The organism is Bacillus sp. FSL R9-9410 (assembly GCF_038050385.1).
Classification (GTDB): Bacteria; Bacillota; Bacilli; order Bacillales; family Bacillaceae_G; genus Bacillus_A; species Bacillus_A cereus_U.
On sequence record NZ_JBBOTV010000001.1, the window covers coordinates 3,350,153 to 3,368,385 of the forward strand.

The following is an 18,233-nucleotide window of genomic DNA, read 5'->3' on the forward strand; positions in this document are numbered from 1 at the left end:
AAGCCTTGGATTTCTTTATCCAAAGCTTCTTTGGAACATATCATCATTTTTCATACTTTCCAATTTTTTTTAATAGATCAAGTAATTCATCCTTCTCATCCTTCGTTAACATTTCAAAAGACTGATGTATAACTTGCTCATGGCCTGGAAAAATAGAAGCAATAAAGCTCTCTCCAGACTCCGTTAATTGCGCATAAATAACACGCCTATCATTTGGGCATGGAATTCGTTTTACAAGCCCTTTTTTCTCTAGCTTATCTACAACGTATGTAATGCTGCCACTAGCTATTAAAATACGCTCACCGATTTGCTGAAGTGGTTGGCCTCCTTTATGATATAGTAATTCTAATACAGCAAACTCAGTTGGATTTAATCCGTTACTTTGTATGGATTTATTTGTAGTATCCATAACAGAACGATGTACACGGGATAGTGCAATAAATACTTTTAAAGATTGAGAAATGTCTTCTCGCTCATTATTTGATGTCATACCATTTCAACCCTTCACTTAAATTCTCCGCAACAAAAAGAAAAGCAACGTAGCGCTTCATTACAACTGCCGAATGAATATTCACTCATCCCTTTTCCTTTCCCTAATGTAATGCAAATGATTCTTGAATAAAAACATGACAATTTTAACATAGTTTATATATAATGATAATAAAAAAAGAAGGAGTACCAAATTTGAAAGTCAAATTACAAAGCATAGTTTTTTACATACTGCTTGTTATACTGCCAACGATAGGGATTGGTGCCACATTTTTTTCGTATCACACTTATCAAATGAAACAAGCAAACAAACTATCTGCTCACACTGTTCTCTTCTTATATAGAGACTATTTAGACCATCACCTTGGTGAAGCTATATCTGCCTTAGAAATGCTCGCAAAAGTCGTAGGGACCGAAACTGGAAACATCAATGGGATTAAACAAATTGTACATGATACCGATGGAAATGATGAACGTTTTTCTGGTCTATATTACGCTACGACAGATGGGATGATTACAATCGCATCCCAAGGCGATTCTCCGCCTATTGACGTTTCTGACCGCCAATACATCCACGATGCATTGCAATCTAAGAAAACAACTGTATCATCAGTTATTACAGATCGCGTTCTTGGGCATCAAGCTATTATGATTGCTTCTCCAATATTTAATAGACAAAAGGAACTCTCAGGCTTATTATTAGCAAGTTTACGATTTGACTACATTTCGGCCTCTTTAAATGCTATTAAACCACAATATCATTTCGAAGTGACTGATAAACATGATGTAGTTTTTCTAACCGATGATAATAACGAAACAAGCGACGGACATTCTAACATGCTTACTACCCCACTCCAAAGATTAAATTGGAAAGTCTCTGTTTCTCCGTTACCTATTCATCAACAAATTTTATACCAGTTAGTTTCAATAGAGTGTATAGCTACTTTATTTTTAATGTCTATTTTATTTTTACTTGCTCAATATATGTTATTAAAACGTCAAACAAAACTAGAAAGACAACAAAATGAACTACAAAAAATTGAATTGGTTGGAACTTTTGCAGCTAGTACAGCTCATGAAATCCGTAACCCTCTTACTGGAATTAAAGGCCTCGTTGCTCTGTTAAAAGAGAAATATAAAGATGAAAAGGATCAGTTCTACTTTTCCATAATCGAACAAGAAATAGAACGGATTAATGAAATTGTAAGCGAATTTCTTATTCTTGGAAAACCAACTGCCATCATTGAACAAACATATGATGTAAGAACGATTCTTAATGAGGTCGCATTAATTATCCAATCTGAAGCGAATCTACATAACATTGTATTTCATTTACATTTGCCAGACCATCCTGTTCATATACGTTGCTCAAAAGACCATATGAAACAAGTGGTTTTAAACATTACAAAAAATGCAATTGAAGCTATGGCTTCTGGTGATACATTAACCATTGTGGTAACAAACAACGAAAAACACGCACAATTGCAAATTATTGATACTGGAAAAGGGATTCCAAAACATATTCAAAAACACCTCTTTCATCCGTTCTTTACTAATAAAGATACTGGAACAGGTCTTGGGCTTGTTATATGTAAACGAATTGTAGAGATGTACAATGGGCATATATTTATTGATAGTAAAGAAAACAAAGGAACGACAGTTCATATAGAGATTCCATTACACATAGTATAATTATCCTTATCCTAAAAGGGTAATTATACTTATTTCATAAAACCAGCTACAAACATTCTCCAAAAATTGTTCGATTTCCCTTCATACCCAATTTGAAAAATAGGAACCTTTATAATTGAAAACCATTTCGGTGTTTGTTTTTCTTTGTAACGCTGATACTGTACGATAAGCTTGTCCAATTCTTGACTAACTTGAATTGTCTCCATACTATTTAACCCACTTGTTAATCCTAAATGAATCATTTCTTCACGTTTCATATGAATATCATGCGAAAGCTTTTCTAATGTGTACTTCCTTTTTACAGTAAACATCCATATCCCCCTTATTTTTCTTCCATACTCTCAACGCCTCTTCTACTTTAGCCCTTTAAACACTTAACCCTATTTGAATTTGAAGAATCAGAAAATTTAACATTTTCCCCCTGTAATTTACAAATCTTTACCCTCACTTTGAGAATTATTACAAATTATTCTATCTTTGTAAATACATTCGCAATAATAGACATTTTTTTCATCTTCTTTTTTGTAAATACTCAGTAAACAGTGGATTCTCTATTTTCAATGTACTTTTCTTCGACATTTTTTGTTTAATTTATGTAAAAACGCAAAACATAATGATGATTGATAAAGTGAAACTTGAATCAGTGGAGATTTTGTTCATCCCCCACTGATTATTAGCCTTCACCAATCGGGTGTTTACCGGCAGTGGATCTCCCACCTAACTTCTTTGCTCCAGCCGAATTTTGAGGTGGGAGTCTTACTGCCCGCAAATAGCAGGATAAAATAGAAAGGAAATATTTATATGCGCAAATATACTATTACATTTCTCGTCTTCACCCTGTTCATACCCTTCTTCTTCTTTCCTATTCAAGCAAATGCTCATACGAATAAGGTTGCTATTGTCATCGATGATTTCGGCAATAATATGAAAGGCACAGATAAGATGTTATCACTTCCTATTCCACTCACTGTTGCTGTTATGCCATTTCTTCCTTCTACTAAACAAGATGCAATAGCTGCCCATAAAAAAGGGCATGAAGTTATTATACATATGCCAATGGAACCAATTAGAGGAAAAAAAGAGTGGCTTGGACCAAAAGCGATTACAACAGATTTAAGCGATGAAGAAATAAACAACCGACTCGAACAAGCAATTCAAGAAATACCTCATGCAATAGGTATGAACAATCATATGGGATCAAAAGTAACCGCTGATGAAAGGATTGTACGTCTTATACTTTCTGCCTGTAAAAAACACGGTTTATTTTATTTAGATAGTAAAACAAACCCTAATAGTGTTGTCCCAAAAATCGGGAAAGAATTAGGCGTGCCTATTATTGAAAACCAATTATTTTTTGATGATGTATATACGGTAAGTCACATTTCAAAACAAGCACAATTACTCATAAAAAAAATCCAAGACAAACCCATTATGGTAGCTATCGGACACGTTGGGGCTCCAGGTGAAATTACATCACGTGTTATAGAAACTTCTATTCCTAAAATTCGTGAGCATGCAGACTTTATTTTTTTATCTGATTTAGTATTGTCTCCACCTTCTGTTTCAAAATAAGATTCATTTCTCACACTAAACAAGGTACCTATCTACATATAGCAGATAGGTACCTTGCTTAACTTAAATATAATCTACATGACTCACCCTAAATCCCTTTTTCTCTATCTTTTCAATTAATTGCTTTAATTTTTTTTCATTTAACTCATCCGATATATTTACGATAACACGGCGAATATATTGATCACCGTTATCAAGCGTAAACAGTCCACCGATATTATATGCTTTTAATAATGTCCCAAGCTCTTTAATTGTTCCCTTACAATCTTGTGTTGCAATTGTTAATATATAACCACCCGTCCGCATACCGAACGAATCCTCAATGACATCAAATACATTAGAATGTGTTAAAATGCCGACAAATTCATTATACTCATTTAAAACCGCTAAAAACGGGAGACGACGAATAACGTAAAAAGCTCTAAAAAAAGAATCCTTTTCAAAAATAAACGAATTTGGATTTTCCAGTACATCTTCTGTACTTACATCCTCTAATCTGCTATTACACTTCTTTTCTAAAAGATCTACTTTATAAATAATCCCCGTGAATTCCTTCTCATTTTCTGCTAATACAGGGATTGCGCGGAATCCCGTTTCATTCATAATTTGTAACGCCTTTTCACCAGAATCATTCGTTTTGCAAAATGTCACCTGCTGTTTTGGCAGAAAATGATATTTAACTCGCAAAATATGTTCCTCCTTACATGTCAACATGTAATCTATATATAATAAGGAGACCTATATTTTATGAGTGAAATTTCTTTTTAAAACGCTTTCATTTTTATGGAATGGTAATCTCTGTGAATACATCTTTATATAACAGAACTTTTTGCCCCTTTTATCATTAAAAGCTTTACGTGATAGTTCATTAAATACTCTATACCTTCCAACCATTTTTTCGCTTCTTCTGGGGTTTTCCCCCACACAATCATTCCGTAATTATGAACAAGGACTACTCCGCCACCTTCAATAAAGTTTGGAACATTATTTTCTAATAAATTAGCGAATTTCTTTTCATCTTCTACAATTGGAATTGTCATTTCTGTAATACCATCTTTTCCAAAAACACGTTCCACACTGCGTTTTTCGAATGTTACTTCTCCTTCTTTCCCATATAGCTCTGACATTAAATGACTATCTACAGTTTGCACTTGTAAAATGCATTCTGCACTACTTTTTTTATAAATATCCGCATGCATAAATGACTCTGTAGCTGGTTTTTCTTCGTTTTCAAATACTGGCTCACACATGCAATTTACGACAATAAAATCTTCTTCAGAAAATACCCCTTTATCTCTTCCCTCTACATTCACTAAAAATGTTAATGGCTCTTTTGACGTACACATCGATAAACTAATTTTTGTACCATAAAACCAATCGCGAAGTGCCAATTCTGCTTTCACATCTTTTAATTCGTTCCATTTCTTCAGAAAAAATAACATTTCGTCACCCCCGGCGTAATATTAATATAATGTTAAAATCCTTTCTATGTAAAAGGAATGTTTTTTGATTATTCTAAAAATTTAATTGAATTATCACACGAGAATACCTTTTTGTCAATACGGTTTCAGCACCTGTCGGAAAAATAGGCATATCACATGTAAGCACTCCTGTCTATTTCGCACCTGATTTTGTACATATAAAAAATACGTTATTCTTCTTATTAAAGAATAACGTATTTTTCTCATTTATTATTTTTTTATTGCCTTATACAGAAATTGCGCATATTGCTCCCGTGTTACGAAATCATCCCCTAAAAAGTTCCCATTCCCGTCACCTTTTGATATATTATTATCCACTAAAACTTTCACATATCCTTTTGCCCAATGACCTGTTGGTACGTCTGTAAAGTTCTCCAAATTATTTTCATTTTCCTTTAACTGAAATAATTTTTGTAATACTACTGACATCTCGTACCTAGTTAATACTCCTTCAGGACGAAACTTCCCTGTACCATCTCCTTGCATAATTCCAGCTTGTGCAACTGTAGCAATATCTTGCTCAAACATATGCCCTTTCGTATCAGTAAACATCTCTTTCTGCTCTACTTTATTTTCTAATTTCAAGTACCTTTGTACTAAAGACGCAACTTGTCCACGAGTAATATTATCCCCAAATCCAAATTGTCCATTTCCATATCCTTTAAAAATATTTTCTTTCGCTAAATAATTAATTGCTGCTTCTGACCAATGTCCTTTCGGCACATCTTTAAATTCTATTATTGCTTCTATTTCCTCGTCTTCTTTAGAAGTATTGTCCTCTTTACTTTCTACCACATTTTGAATAACAGATCCTGTAAAGAAGATTCCTGTATCTGCAAATGGGTCTTTCACACCAAATTCATATACTTTCTCACCTGGTGTACTCCACTTAACTACATCGTTACTATACATACCACCTTCACTCTTCAAACGAATTTTTGTAGAGATTTTACCATCTTTTTCGTATACAGGTACTTTCACTTCTTTATTTACTTCTGTTTCCTCTAAAAATACTTTTTGATTTTGAACATTGATGTAAGCTGTTTTACTTAGTTCTATAACTGGTCGAACATCGCGGATTTCATTTGCAACAAAACTTAAAAATACTAACTTTTTCAAATTACTAACTGGCGATAAGTCTGAAATATAATTTGCCTCTAAATCAAGTTTTTGTAAGTTTACTAGACTTGATAATGGAGTAATATCTTTTAACTCATTGTTAGGTAAGTTTAAAACTTTCAACTGTGTCATCTTACTTAGAGGAGTAGCATCTGTTATTTCATTTTTCCCTATCCATAACTCTTGTAATTGATTCAATTGATCAATACCTGATAAATCTTTAACTTTATTACGCGTTAATACTAAATCTTTTAACGGTAGCGCATAAAGCGGTTTAATATCTTCAATTTGATTTCCTGCTAAAGATAAGTATGTTACATTTTTTAGCTTACTTAACGGAGCAACATTCATAATTTTATTATTTGCTACATTCAAGTAATCTAGTTGTTCCATTTTCGCTAATTCTGTTATATCTTCAATTTGATTTCCTGCTAAATATAAACTTGTTACATTTTTCATTTCCGTTAGTGGTGCAACGTTCGTAATTTTATTATTACTTAAATCAAGAGAATCTAAATTATCCATCTTCACAAGTGGTGTTACATCTACAATTTCATTAGCGCGTAAAGCCAAATGTTTCAATTGCTTTAAGTTCGTAAAGAACGACGGATCTTTTATCTTCGCATTTGCAACTGTTAAAGATTTCAAATTTGGCATATATTTTAATGCACTATAATCAAGAATCTCATTCGTATTTAAAAACAAGTCCTTTACTTGTAATAACTCTTCTTTCGTAATTGGTGTATTTAAATCTTTTCTATTAAATACTTTTTTATTAACAAGTTCTCTTAGTTTCTTATCTGTTATCATGTTTTGACTATCAACTGGATTATCCGTTTCCGTATTGCCTGAATTAGAGTTATCATCTGGTTTCTCTGTTTCTTTGTCACCTAAAGTTGGATCTTTAATTTCAAATTGAATTTGATATTTGTGATCATATCCAATAGCCGGAATAAGTATATGCATTTGCATATTGTGCTTCTGCTCAAATTCGCCAATTTCAAATTGGACTACTTTCGTTCCATTTTTCCTCTTATCTTCTGATAATACTTTCACATCATGAAATACACCAGGTTGGTTTTTATCCTCTATTCTAAGATATTGAAAATAATCGCTATCTTGTACGGTTACAGTAACAATCTTTTTCCCATCTTCAATTGCTACTTTAGGATTTTTTATGTACTGAGAAACCATAGATGGCTCATCTTTTTGATCCTTATATATTTTAATCTCAGTATCATACGTGCGATCACTGGCTGCTGCTACCGACTGGTTTGCTTCAATTTTTATTGCTGCTAACGCTGGAGTAGAATACGCAGCAAATGGAATAGCTAATGTTGTTGCTACTACTAGAGCTTTAATATAACTTTTTTTCAAAATAATATCCCCTTATCTTATATATATTTCAATTGATAATTCATATCAATTACTAACACAATAAATGATAATGAATCTCATTATCATTGTCAATAGGAATATTACATTAAGTTTATATTCCCATAGATAAAAAATAAAAAACCCTTTACTCAAAGGGCTTTTTTACCTATCGTATGAAGGATTTCACTTTTTTCTTTTTCATTAATAACACCAATTTTTTGCAAAATGTTTGCATACAATACAAGTTTATTATATATCCGTTCTGACATACTTCCCCTTCTTTCCTTCGACCAACTTTTTTTGTATTGGTAAATTATATGAATGAGATGAGAAAATGTGTCCACTTTTTGCATAAATACAAATCTTTTATTTTGTTACTTGCTGATAGTAAAACTCCCACCTAAAAATTAGGTGGGAGTCTAGATGTATTCAATTCATTTAGCAAACTGTCCATTGAATATTATTCTTTTTAACTTCTTCTTCAAAACTATATGGCATTTTCTTATCACAAATAACATGTTGAATACGCGAAAATCCTGCTATTCGGTAGTTCCCTTTTACGCCTATCTTTGTATGATCACATAAAATATACGTTTTCTCTGATAATTTAATCATCGCTTCTGACAGTTTCGCTTTTTCTAATTCAAAGCTAGAAACCCCAAAGCTAGGTAACAATCCATCAATCGAAACGAATGCTTTATGAAAATGAAATTGATGAATTACTTGCTGCGAAATAGACCCCGACACACGTGAATGTTTTGGAGATACTTTCCCGCCTATAAATAAAACCTCACCGTGAAACATCTTTTTATTAATAGAAGATATTAATTGTGTCGCTACTGGAAAAGAGCTCGTAACAATCGTTAAATTTTTACGATGAACAAGATATGGCACCATTTGAAGTGGTGTACTTCCATCATCAATCGCAATAACATCTCCATCTTCCACAAACGTTGCTGCTTTATACCCAATTCTTTTCTTCGCTTCTATATGCAGCATCTCTCGTTCTAACATCGGCGCCTCTATTCCAGCTCCCGGAAGTTGAACGGCTCCACCATACACTTTCTTCAATTTTTTTTCACGATCTAATTCTTCTAAATACCGACGAATCGTCTCTGTTGATACTGCGAACTCTCTCGCTAATTCTGAAACTTTTACTTTCCCTTTAAACTCTACCTTCTCAAGAATCGTCCTCTTTCTCTCTTCACCTACTACAGACATAGCCTCACCCCATTTATATCTACCTCATAAACTGTCTTACTTATACAAAGTTATAAATTTCTTTTTCAGTGAAAATTTCTTCATGAATATGAATACCACGCTTTTCTAGTTCGTCAAAAATAATTTGTGGATTTTCAAAAGCTTCTTCAGGAGTAATAACACCGACTTTATTAACTACTCCTTTTGCAATTAACTCTGTAGCAACTCCAAATGGGATACCAACATTTCTTGTATAGGCTCTCAATTTCTCCCAACCTACTACAGAACCGTCAGATAGCGGATGTATATGGTGTAATACATGTCGCTGTTTTTGATTATTTTTCATACCTATTACTTCTACATGAAGTGCATAACCATAAAGCTCTGTTGCTTGCCCTTCTTTCGATTTTAATAGATACTTCGAAATACAATCCATAATACCAATTTCTTTACCGTTTATTTCAATTTGATCATTACGCAATATACCATAATCATATAAAGCACGAACGAGCTGCATATTTTGCTCTGGCCAAGTTCCTCTTGTTTCAATAAGCTGTACACCTTTATCTTCCAGTGCCTTCGCTAACGTAATCGTTTCTGAATGCGGGATGATATACTGCATTGTTTTTCCGTAAGGCGCTGGTAATTCAATTTCTCTTGGGCGCGCAAACGGAGGTACTTGCTTAAATTCACCATCTTCATACACTGTACGCGATGGTAAATGTGGATCATATTCATATGTCGTTGTTTCTGTAATTGATGCAGAAAAAGCAATCGGACGATATGAGCCATGGCTTACTCGAACTGACTCTACAGTATCTAGCTGATTTGCTGCATGCATAGCCATCATTTGCGTTACACCTGGCGTCATACCAAACCCAGGTAAACATGTTTTTCCGTTTTGAACAAATATAGAATGGGATTTATTTTCTTCACCAAATCCATTTAAGTTCACACCGTGACAGCCGGCATCTGCGATACAGCGAGTAGACAAGCCATTTAACTTTATCGTCGTGCCATCCATTACAATGTCATAGCCCTTCATTTTTGCAACCGTATCTTCATGGTTTGTCACGTCGACTTTCACAAAATCAACACGAGGATCGTTTAACCACTCTACTACTTTTCGGCCTTCCTCTTCATTAAAATCGGCTACCGTAATCGTCTCAAAAGATGAAAATTGAACTAAATCTAAAATTGCTTCACGACAAATTTTACCTGCTCCACCTAAGCAAAATACTTTCACCCTATAACAACCCCTTTAGCAATACTATCAACTAAGCGATTAATATCTTCTTCATGTACATCACCAATATTTCCAATGCGGAACGTATCTACTTTCGAAATTTTACCAGGATAAATAACAAATCCATACTGCTTTAATTCGTTATATAAGTGCTGAAATTCAAATCCTTCACCTGGATAAATGAAAGATGTAATAATAGGAGATTGATATTTTTCATCTACTAACGCTCGAAAACCAATTTCTTTCATTCTATTAACTAATAGTTTTTGATTGTTATAATAGCGATTGTAACGGGCTCTTACCCCGCCTTCTTCTTCTAATTCAAGCAATGCCTGATAGAAAGCACGTACAATATGGGTTGGTGAGGTAAAACGCCATTTCCCATTTTGCTCTTCCATCGTTTCCCACTGATCATATAAATCTAATGATAAAGAACGGGCTTGCCCTTTGTATTTCAATAATTCATCACGATTTGCGATGACAAAACCGAATCCGGGAACACCTTGAATACATTTATTCGCACTACTAATTAGAAAGTCAATTTGCAACTCAGCGATATCCATTTCAATACCACCGAAACTACTCATCGCATCAACCAGTGTAACTTTTCCGTATTGTTTTCCCAATTTACATACATCTACAATTGGATTAATAATACCTGTAGTTGTTTCACAATGAACAACTACAATATGCGTAATCTCTTTATCTTGTTGCAGTAACTTTTCTACTTCTGCAATATTAGTAGGCTCCCACTCTTCTGTTTGACTGAACACCACATCTATATGTAACATCTCTGCCATTTGTACAATCCGCTTACCGTACGCACCATTTGTACAAACTAGCAGCTTTCCGTTTCTAGGAATAACAGAACCAATTACTGCTTCAACCGCAAACGTACCGCTTCCCTGCATTAAAACTGTTGTGTACTTTTCTTCTTCCTTTGTCGCTAACGATACAAGCCTATTTCTTACATCTTGCACCATCGTGTTATATTCAACATCCCACGTACACCAATCGTATAACATAACTTCTTTTACAGTTTTTGTTGTCGTTAATGGTCCTGGCGTTAATAATAAATAGTGATTTTCATTCATGACCCTATGCCTCCTTTATGAAATAATAAGTTCTTGTTTCTCGATATGTTCAATTACGCTTTCGAGCTCCTGCATCGTTTCAATTGTAAAATGAGCCCCATTTTCAATGAAACGATTACGAACTACTTCTATTTTTTCACGAAGCTCTAACGGATCCATATTCTCAACTTCCTCTTCCGTTAAACCGAGCTCACTACTACCGAGGATTACACCAACTGTCCACATTCCAGCATTTCTGCCCTCTTTCATATCTGACACGGTGTCTCCAACTTTTATCATATGATTCATTGGATATACACCTAATTCCATCGCATTTTTATAACACATCCACGGATATGGACGACCTGCTGGAACATCATTTGGCGTCACAAGAAAATCAGGTTTATACCCTTGTATTTCTGCTTCTTTTGCAACAATGTCCATCATTTCTCTCGTATAACCAGTTGTTGATCCAATTTTAATACCTCTTTCACGTAGTGAAGAAACCACTACTTTTACTCCATCAATTGGTGTGGCATAGTACGGTAAAATAGCAAAGAGAATTTCTTCAAATTCTTCATACATCTCATTAATGTCTGCTTCTGTTGGTAATTGTCCGAAAACACGCTTCCACTCATTTGCAATACGAGGCATTTCTGTTAGTGCCCTTACATGATCTATTTTTAATAATCCCATTGGCTTACGTGCTTCTTCTGCTGTAATTTCAACACCGTGTTTATGAAAAATCTTCATGAATACTTCTAATGGTGCAAAACATCCGTAATCAACTGTCGTACCTGCCCAATCAAAAATAACTGCTTCAATTTTCATTCTATCCATCACCCTTCTTACTTATCTTTTTTGCCATTGTGACGTTCGGTTACGAAGTGCTTTCGTTCCCCATTCATATACAACTCTCACTACAATATTTGTAACAACAATAAGTACACTCATTGCAGCTGCTGGTGCTACATTTCCTGCATCATCCATATTTACAATTGATACAGCAGCTAGTTTAAAATCAGCCGCATATAAGAACACTACTGCCGATACAGTTACCATTGAATTTACGAAATAGTACATAACCATTTCTAAAATAGCTGGTAAACACATCGGTACCGTTACTCGAAAGAAAGTTTTATAGAATGGTACACTCATCGACTGTGAAACAAGTTCAAACTCTCGGTCCAGTTTCTTTAAAGCAGTCGTTGCGGTAACAAACGTTACAGAGTAAAAATGAATGATATTTACTAATATTAAAACAGCAATTGTGCCATATAAGGAATGAAACGGATTTGTTACTGAAAGTCCTAGAATTTGAATTGTTGGTTGACTGAAGAAAAAGACATATCCTAATCCAAGTACTAATCCAGGAATCGCTAACGGTACAATAGAGAAAAAGTAACCTACTTTTCTGAAAAAATGTAGCTGTTCTATTTTTTCAATCGCATAAGCGAACACAAATGTTAAAATCGCCCCGATAACTGCCGTAATAGCTGAGACAATTACACTATTTTTAAATGCTTCAATTCCGTCTCCTGTCAAACTTGAAAAATTAAAATGCTCAAGTGTAAAACTCATATTGTATGGCCATACTTTCACACTTGCAGCAATACCAACTGCCACAAATAAAAGAATGATCATAAAGGTGACTACGCTACAATATACGAATGAAATAACATCTCTTTTCTTATTATTTATTATTCTGTAAGGTACTGCTTTTGAAGATAAGAGATTCGCCTGTTTTCTTTGCGTAATACGATCAACTGCAAATGCGAAAATAGCTGGGATTAATAAAATCATTCCGACAGTTGCGCCCATGGACATATTTTGCTGTCCAATTACTTGCTTATATACGTCAGTAGCAAGTACGTTGTATTGTCCTCCAACAATTTTAGGTGCCCCAAAATCAGTGAAACTAAGTGTAAATACAACGAACATCGCACTAATTAATCCGTATTTCACACTAGGTAAAGTAACCGTAAGAAACTGTTTCACTTTACTTGCACCTAACATATTAGAAGCTTCATATAAACGATAATCAGAACCTTGGAGAGCAATTAATAAAATAAGGAATGCTTGCGGAAATGTATACATAACTTCAGCTATTACAATTCCTACTGGTCCATATAACGGTATTTGTATTCCTTCAAATAAACCAAACATCCCTTTTGTTATTAACCCTTGATTACCAAATAAATATGTAAGCGCAATACCGTGCATCATCGTTGGTGCGAATAATGGTAATAATGCTATGTATTGAAATACGCGCTTTCCAAAAACATTTGTACGAGCGATCGCATATGCGTAAACGAAAGCGAGTGTAACCGAAATAATTGTTGCAGCGCCCGAAATCCATATCGTATTTTGTAGTGATTGAACTAGCGTTGGTGTTGTGAAATATTTACTGAAATTCGCAACACCAACAAAAGCTCCTTCTTTATCATAAAAGGCTTGTGTAAACAGTTGTAATAAAGGCAATACAAGCATGATAAAAAATGAAAGAAGCATAACAATAATTAATAGTCTTTGTATCCACTCTTCTTTACCGATACGTCTCTTAATCTTTTTTTTCGTACTTTCTGCCTTAAAGTTTTCCAACATCTCCATCTATACAATGACCTTCTTTCCATATGACAACATATGATTTTCTGAGAAAGAGATTTGAATTGGTTTTCCTTTTCTAATAGCAGTTTCCTCTACTTCTGATGCCAATATATCCACTACAATTTTCTCATTATAAAGGTGTGTTTTCTCTTCTATGACCCGCACTTCCGTCCGGTACACAGACCCGCGAAATTCCATGCTTTCTACAACTGTTTTAATACCATTATTTTGTACAATAGTTACATGTTCAGGACGAATTGCATGTTCTTCGTTATTTTTCGAAAAGAAATTAATAGAACCAATAAAATCTGCCACAAACGGATTGGCTGGTCTTTGATAAATCTCCTCTGGTGTTCCAATCTGCATAATTTCCGCATGATTCATTACAACAATTTTATCAGCCATCGTTAATGCCTCTTCTTGATCATGCGTTACCATAATAGTTGTTACTCCCACTTTTTCCTGCAAATCACGCATTTCTCTGCGCAACTTTTCACGCACTTTTGCATCTAAAGCAGATAACGGCTCATCAAGTAACAAAATATCGGGAGACAGAGCGAGCGCACGTGCAAGTGCTACTCGCTGCTGCTGTCCACCAGACATTTGAGCAGGATATTTATCTTTTACATTCAGCAAATCAACAAGTTCTAACGCCAATAGCGCTTTCTCTTTTACTTCTGCTTTTCCATATTTTTTTGTCTTTAAGCCATATGCAATGTTTTCAAGTGCAGTTAAATTCGGAAATAATGCATACGATTGAAAAACCATTCCGAAATTCCTCTTTCCAGGTGATAATGCTGTAATATCTTTTCCATTCACAGCAATACTACCTGTTGTTGCCTCTTCTAGTCCTGCTAAAATTCTGAGCAACGTCGTTTTCCCACAACCACTTGGGCCTAATAAACAAACAAACTCATTTTTTTTCACAGTAAAAGAAATATCTTTTAACGCTGTAAATGCATCAAACTGTTTTTGAATGTGTTGAATTGATAAATATTCGCTCATTTTTCTCTCTCCCACTCACTTACTTTTTCGGTTCTGCTTTTTGGCCAAACTCTTTTTCCCATTTTTCTAAAATTTTATCACGATTTTCTGCTGCCCATTTAAAGTCATTCTTTTTATATAACTTTTCTGTCACATCTTTAGGGAATCCATCTGGAAGTTTATAATCATTTTTAATTGTCGCAAATCCATTTTTCTCGAAGTATAACTTCATTACATCATCTGTAATTGCCCAATCTAAAAATGCTTGTGCTAATTTATCATTTTTTGCATTATCTTTTTTAATAAGTGCGTTCGCTTCTACTTCCCAACCTAAGCCTTCTTTCGGCAGTACAACTTCAACTGGTGCACCTTTTTGTTTCTCTTTCAAAGCACTATAAACCATTGACACACCAACTGGATATTCACCTGCACCTGCTAGTTTCGCTGGTTTTGAACCTGAATGAGTATAAGTTGCCATATTATCATGAAGTTTCTTCATGTAATCCCAGCCCTTATCTTCTCCCATAATTTGTAACCATGCAGAAACTGTTAAAAATCCTGTTCCAGAAGAAGCCGGATGCGGCATAACTAGCGTTCCTTTATATTCTGGTTTCGTTAAATCTTCATATGATTCTGGCATCGGTAAATTTTTCTTCTTTAATTCTTCTTTATTTACAGCAATCCCCGTCATAAATGCCGTATTACCTACCCATTTTTCTGGTTGCTTATCATCTTTAAATTGCGGAAGAACACGATCTGCTCCTTTTGGAGAGTATCCTTTTAACATATCTTTTTTATCTAAAGCTAATAGACTAGACGCTGCAGTTCCCCATACAACATCTGCTTGTGTATTTTTTCCTTCAGCTAGCAATTTCGCTGTAATAACTCCAGTTGAATCACGAACAATGTTCAACTTCACGTCTGGGTACTTCTGTTTAAAAGAATCAAGATAAATCGGTACAAGCTCTTCTTCAATCGCTGTGTAAATAGTTAATGATCCAGATAATTTATCATCTTTCACTTTTGCTCCAGCACTTTCTTCTTTCTTTGCACCACACCCCATTAATAACGAAAATACCATTCCAGTTGCTACAGCCTTAAAGATTGTTTTTTTCACTGTCTCTCTCTCCTTTTACAAATCTTATGTACAACTCAAATATAAACAACTAGTGTAAAAGCAGTATTAAACCAACATTAATCTTTTGTTTGTTGTTTGTTTTTGTGTAATACGTTGCTACTTCTATGTTTTTTCGCATTTTTCCGCTAATATCAAACGTGAAATTTACAAATAATTAAAAAAACCTTTATAATCCCACAAAAAAATGAGGCGTTTGTAAAAAACGCCTCATTTTTGTTTACCTTTTTTTGAATTACGATTTGCGTACTTCGCACTATTTTCTCCTTCATACTCTAATGCAAATTCTGCATCTGGTAAGCTTTCTTTCGGAGTTTTATTATTATTAATTGCTGCATTTTGTTTTACTTTTCTTTTTACCAACATACTCACCTGCTCTCACGAAATAACTTTCTATTCTAGTTTGAAACAACTTACAGTAATTATTACTGGGAAGTGTTAACAAGTACATAAGAGCTTATAGATGGAAATACTACATACGAACAAGCCATTACAAAAAGGAGCGATTACTTTGAAAGAAAAAGAAACGATACAATCGCCAATTTTAGACGAGACGCTCCCACATCAAATGAATTTCCCATCATTTAAAGGCACAGGAAAACAAATGCAACAACCTTTTATTAATCAATACGATGTTGTAATTGGAGACAGTAAATACGATTCCACTAACAGTCCTCTTAATAATTGGAGTGATGAAATAGATCCTGCCGTTATGGCTGGAGAAGAATGGATCCATCCTACAAATGATATCGGATGGATCTCAGAAGAAAATCAAGACCTACTAAAAAACGAAGTTGATAACAAAAATGATGCTTTTATGCACCCTCAATTTGGAATTAACGATTAAAAAAACCATTCTACCTAACGTAGGTAGAATGGTCTCATACTATCCAATAATAATTCTCTCTTTCGGATATTTATAGCGAGGTGGTTGTTCTCTTCCACCACTAGCTAATATAAATGTTAAAATACCGACGCGTCCGATAAACATAAGTACAATGAGTACAAGTTTACCAACAGTTGTTAACTCTGGAGTAATACCTGTTGATAGTCCAGTCGTCCCGAAAGCAGAACAAACTTCAACTATTAAACTCATAAGTGGTACATTTTCCGTAATGGATAAAATAAATAGCGCTGATGCACATAATAAAATCCCCATTGTCATAACGACAGATGCTTTCAACACGTCCTCTTCATGTAGCTGACGTTTGAAAACACGGACTGTTCTCCCGCCCCTTGCAAATGTATATAACGATAATATACTAACAGCAAATGTTGTTGTACGTATCCCGCCCCCAACTGAACTTGGAGATGCTCCAATGAACATTAATATACTCATAAATAAAAGCGTTGGTTGGGATAATTCACGTATGTCCATTGTAGCGAGTCCACCACTTCGCGTCGTCACAGATTGGAATAATGTATAAAATACAGTTTCATGCCATGACTTTCCTACTAAAAAATGATTTCGTTCTAATAGAAAAATCATAATTGTTCCAACAGTAACGAGTGCAAAAAATGTCATTGTCGTCAATTTTGTAAATAATGAAAAGCGAAATAGTTGTTGTCGCCTTTTACTAAGGAATTGCTTTACTTCCATTAGCACTGGGAAACCGATAGCTCCTAAAATAATAAGCAACATATGAATCATTTGAACAATATAATCTTTTTTGTACGGAATAAGTGATTGTCCTGTTAAATCAAATCCTCCGTTCGTTGTTGCACTCACAGCGGCAAAGAAACCGTGAAAATAAGCTTCTTGCCAAGTCGGGAAATATAGTAAAAATCTTGTACCTAATAGTATTGCTCCAATGAGTTCTATTGAAATAATGACAATTATTATAGAGCGCATCAACTCTACAAGACCTGCCAAATTTCCTTGGTTATGATCTGCCATAATTAACCTTCTTCGCTGCAAACCAATCTTTTTACCCGTTATAATCCAAACGAATGTACCAAGTGCCATAATTCCTAATCCGCCTAATTGTAAAATCAGGGCTAAAACAATAATTCCTGCTGTTGTAAACGTATCTGAAATAGTAACAACAGACAGTCCTGTAACGCTTACAGCACTAACAGATGTAAACAGCGCATCTATAAATGTCCATTTCACGCCAGGCTTCGTAACAAATGGTAAACTAAGTAAAATCACCGATACAACTACCGCTAGTAAATAAAATACAACGATAAGTTGCACGGGACGTAACTTTTGTAAAAACTTTTTTATATCTCTCATTCCATCACTTCGCTACCTTTTT

General features: G+C 34.5%; 17 protein-coding genes. 3 read left to right on the forward strand and 14 right to left on the reverse strand.

The genetic code is table 11. The annotated features are described in order from the left end of the window. Positions 1-43: 43 nt before the first annotated feature. Complete coding sequence (locus MKX77_RS17460; RefSeq protein WP_000203343.1) at positions 44-490, reverse strand: MarR family winged helix-turn-helix transcriptional regulator; 447 nt, start codon at positions 488-490, stop codon at positions 44-46. A gap of 194 nt (positions 491-684) precedes the next feature. Between MKX77_RS17460 and MKX77_RS17465 the strand changes: the two genes are divergently transcribed. After that, entirely contained in the window at positions 685-2,181 is a 1,497-nt protein-coding gene (locus MKX77_RS17465) for a DUF3149 domain-containing protein (RefSeq protein ID WP_215555664.1), read from the forward strand. A 29-nt stretch (positions 2,182-2,210) separates the two neighbouring features. Here the strand turns inward: MKX77_RS17465 and MKX77_RS17470 are convergent, their stop codons facing one another. Beyond that, the gene (locus MKX77_RS17470) at positions 2,211-2,492 is read right to left on the reverse strand and encodes an aspartyl-phosphate phosphatase Spo0E family protein (RefSeq protein ID WP_002011543.1); all 282 of its coding nucleotides are present in this window, start codon (positions 2,490-2,492) and stop codon (positions 2,211-2,213) included. A 490-nt stretch (positions 2,493-2,982) separates the two neighbouring features. Between MKX77_RS17470 and MKX77_RS17475 the strand changes: the two genes are divergently transcribed. Further along, complete coding sequence (locus tag MKX77_RS17475; RefSeq protein ID WP_215555663.1) at positions 2,983-3,753, forward strand: divergent polysaccharide deacetylase family protein; 771 nt, start codon at positions 2,983-2,985, stop codon at positions 3,751-3,753. Between the two features lie 63 nt (positions 3,754-3,816). Here the strand turns inward: MKX77_RS17475 and cbpA are convergent, their stop codons facing one another. The 11 genes from cbpA to MKX77_RS17530 all read right to left on the reverse strand — a co-directional run bounded on the left by cbpA (position 3,817) and on the right by MKX77_RS17530 (position 16,341). Next, positions 3,817-4,440, reverse strand: a complete 624-nt coding sequence (gene cbpA, locus MKX77_RS17480; protein WP_002140932.1) for a cyclic di-AMP binding protein CbpA — start codon at positions 4,438-4,440, stop codon at positions 3,817-3,819. Positions 4,441-4,565: 125 nt separating this feature from the next. Beyond that, positions 4,566-5,195: a class II aldolase/adducin family protein gene (locus MKX77_RS17485; protein WP_098778423.1), complete on the reverse strand. Its 630-nt coding sequence runs from the start codon at positions 5,193-5,195 to the stop codon at positions 4,566-4,568. Positions 5,196-5,444: 249 nt separating this feature from the next. Further along, complete coding sequence (locus MKX77_RS17490) at positions 5,445-7,730, reverse strand: NEAT domain-containing leucine-rich repeat protein (protein ID WP_341307331.1); 2,286 nt, start codon at positions 7,728-7,730, stop codon at positions 5,445-5,447. Between the two features lie 438 nt (positions 7,731-8,168). Continuing rightward, positions 8,169-8,951 (reverse strand): DeoR/GlpR family DNA-binding transcription regulator, encoded by a 783-nt coding sequence (locus MKX77_RS17495; protein WP_215555660.1) that lies wholly within the window; start codon positions 8,949-8,951, stop codon positions 8,169-8,171. Between the two features lie 40 nt (positions 8,952-8,991). Beyond that, on the reverse strand, positions 8,992-10,176 hold the full coding sequence (locus MKX77_RS17500; protein WP_341307332.1) for a saccharopine dehydrogenase family protein: 1,185 nt from the start codon (positions 10,174-10,176) through the stop codon (positions 8,992-8,994). Continuing rightward, positions 10,173-11,270 carry a 2-aminoethylphosphonate--pyruvate transaminase gene (gene phnW / locus MKX77_RS17505; RefSeq protein WP_341307333.1) on the reverse strand — a complete coding sequence of 366 codons (1,098 nt, stop codon included), beginning with the start codon at positions 11,268-11,270 and terminating at the stop codon, positions 10,173-10,175. Before phnW ends, MKX77_RS17500 begins: the two co-directional genes overlap by 4 nt. Before the next feature lie 15 nt (positions 11,271-11,285). Beyond that, entirely contained in the window at positions 11,286-12,080 is a 795-nt protein-coding gene (gene phnX, locus MKX77_RS17510) for a phosphonoacetaldehyde hydrolase (protein WP_341307334.1), read from the reverse strand. A gap of 21 nt (positions 12,081-12,101) precedes the next feature. Then, on the reverse strand, positions 12,102-13,859 hold the full coding sequence (locus MKX77_RS17515) for a putative 2-aminoethylphosphonate ABC transporter permease subunit (RefSeq protein ID WP_341307335.1): 1,758 nt from the start codon (positions 13,857-13,859) through the stop codon (positions 12,102-12,104). Then, positions 13,860-14,861: a putative 2-aminoethylphosphonate ABC transporter ATP-binding protein gene (locus MKX77_RS17520; RefSeq protein ID WP_341307336.1), complete on the reverse strand. Its 1,002-nt coding sequence runs from the start codon at positions 14,859-14,861 to the stop codon at positions 13,860-13,862. A gap of 19 nt (positions 14,862-14,880) precedes the next feature. Continuing rightward, on the reverse strand, positions 14,881-15,957 hold the full coding sequence (locus MKX77_RS17525; protein WP_002201253.1) for a putative 2-aminoethylphosphonate ABC transporter substrate-binding protein: 1,077 nt from the start codon (positions 15,955-15,957) through the stop codon (positions 14,881-14,883). A 228-nt stretch (positions 15,958-16,185) separates the two neighbouring features. After that, positions 16,186-16,341 carry a hypothetical protein gene (locus tag MKX77_RS17530; RefSeq protein WP_002011566.1) on the reverse strand — a complete coding sequence of 52 codons (156 nt, stop codon included), beginning with the start codon at positions 16,339-16,341 and terminating at the stop codon, positions 16,186-16,188. Positions 16,342-16,438: 97 nt separating this feature from the next. Here MKX77_RS17530 and MKX77_RS17535 point away from each other — a divergent pair, with 97 nt between their 5' ends. Then, positions 16,439-16,822 carry a DUF3905 domain-containing protein gene (locus MKX77_RS17535; protein ID WP_341307337.1) on the forward strand — a complete coding sequence of 128 codons (384 nt, stop codon included), beginning with the start codon at positions 16,439-16,441 and terminating at the stop codon, positions 16,820-16,822. 39 nt (positions 16,823-16,861) lie between these two features. On the opposite strand, the gene MKX77_RS17540 is transcribed toward MKX77_RS17535, so the two are convergent. Beyond that, positions 16,862-18,211, reverse strand: a complete 1,350-nt coding sequence (locus tag MKX77_RS17540) for a TrkH family potassium uptake protein (RefSeq protein WP_341307338.1) — start codon at positions 18,209-18,211, stop codon at positions 16,862-16,864. Positions 18,212-18,233 lie beyond the last annotated feature (22 nt).

What these genes read in the sequence shown, in the direction of transcription:
- phnW (WP_341307333.1), bottom strand. Translation starts at nt 11,270, where the DNA reads ATGAATGAAAATCACTATTTATTATTAACGCCAGGACCATTAACGACA.
- MKX77_RS17495 (WP_215555660.1), bottom strand. Translation starts at nt 8,951, where the DNA reads ATGTCTGTAGTAGGTGAAGAGAGAAAGAGGACGATTCTTGAGAAGGTA.
- MKX77_RS17540 (WP_341307338.1), bottom strand. Translation starts at nt 18,211, where the DNA reads ATGAGAGATATAAAAAAGTTTTTACAAAAGTTACGTCCCGTGCAACTT.
- MKX77_RS17520 (WP_341307336.1), bottom strand. Translation starts at nt 14,861, where the DNA reads ATGAGCGAATATTTATCAATTCAACACATTCAAAAACAGTTTGATGCA.
- MKX77_RS17535 (WP_341307337.1), top strand. Translation starts at nt 16,439, where the DNA reads ATGGAAATACTACATACGAACAAGCCATTACAAAAAGGAGCGATTACT.
- MKX77_RS17460 (WP_000203343.1), bottom strand. Translation starts at nt 490, where the DNA reads ATGACATCAAATAATGAGCGAGAAGACATTTCTCAATCTTTAAAAGTA.
- phnX (WP_341307334.1), bottom strand. Translation starts at nt 12,080, where the DNA reads ATGAAAATTGAAGCAGTTATTTTTGATTGGGCAGGTACGACAGTTGAT.
- MKX77_RS17515 (WP_341307335.1), bottom strand. Translation starts at nt 13,859, where the DNA reads ATGGAGATGTTGGAAAACTTTAAGGCAGAAAGTACGAAAAAAAAGATT.
- MKX77_RS17470 (WP_002011543.1), bottom strand. Translation starts at nt 2,492, where the DNA reads ATGTTTACTGTAAAAAGGAAGTACACATTAGAAAAGCTTTCGCATGAT.
- MKX77_RS17485 (WP_098778423.1), bottom strand. Translation starts at nt 5,195, where the DNA reads ATGTTATTTTTTCTGAAGAAATGGAACGAATTAAAAGATGTGAAAGCA.
- MKX77_RS17475 (WP_215555663.1), top strand. Translation starts at nt 2,983, where the DNA reads ATGCGCAAATATACTATTACATTTCTCGTCTTCACCCTGTTCATACCC.
- MKX77_RS17530 (WP_002011566.1), bottom strand. Translation starts at nt 16,341, where the DNA reads ATGTTGGTAAAAAGAAAAGTAAAACAAAATGCAGCAATTAATAATAAT.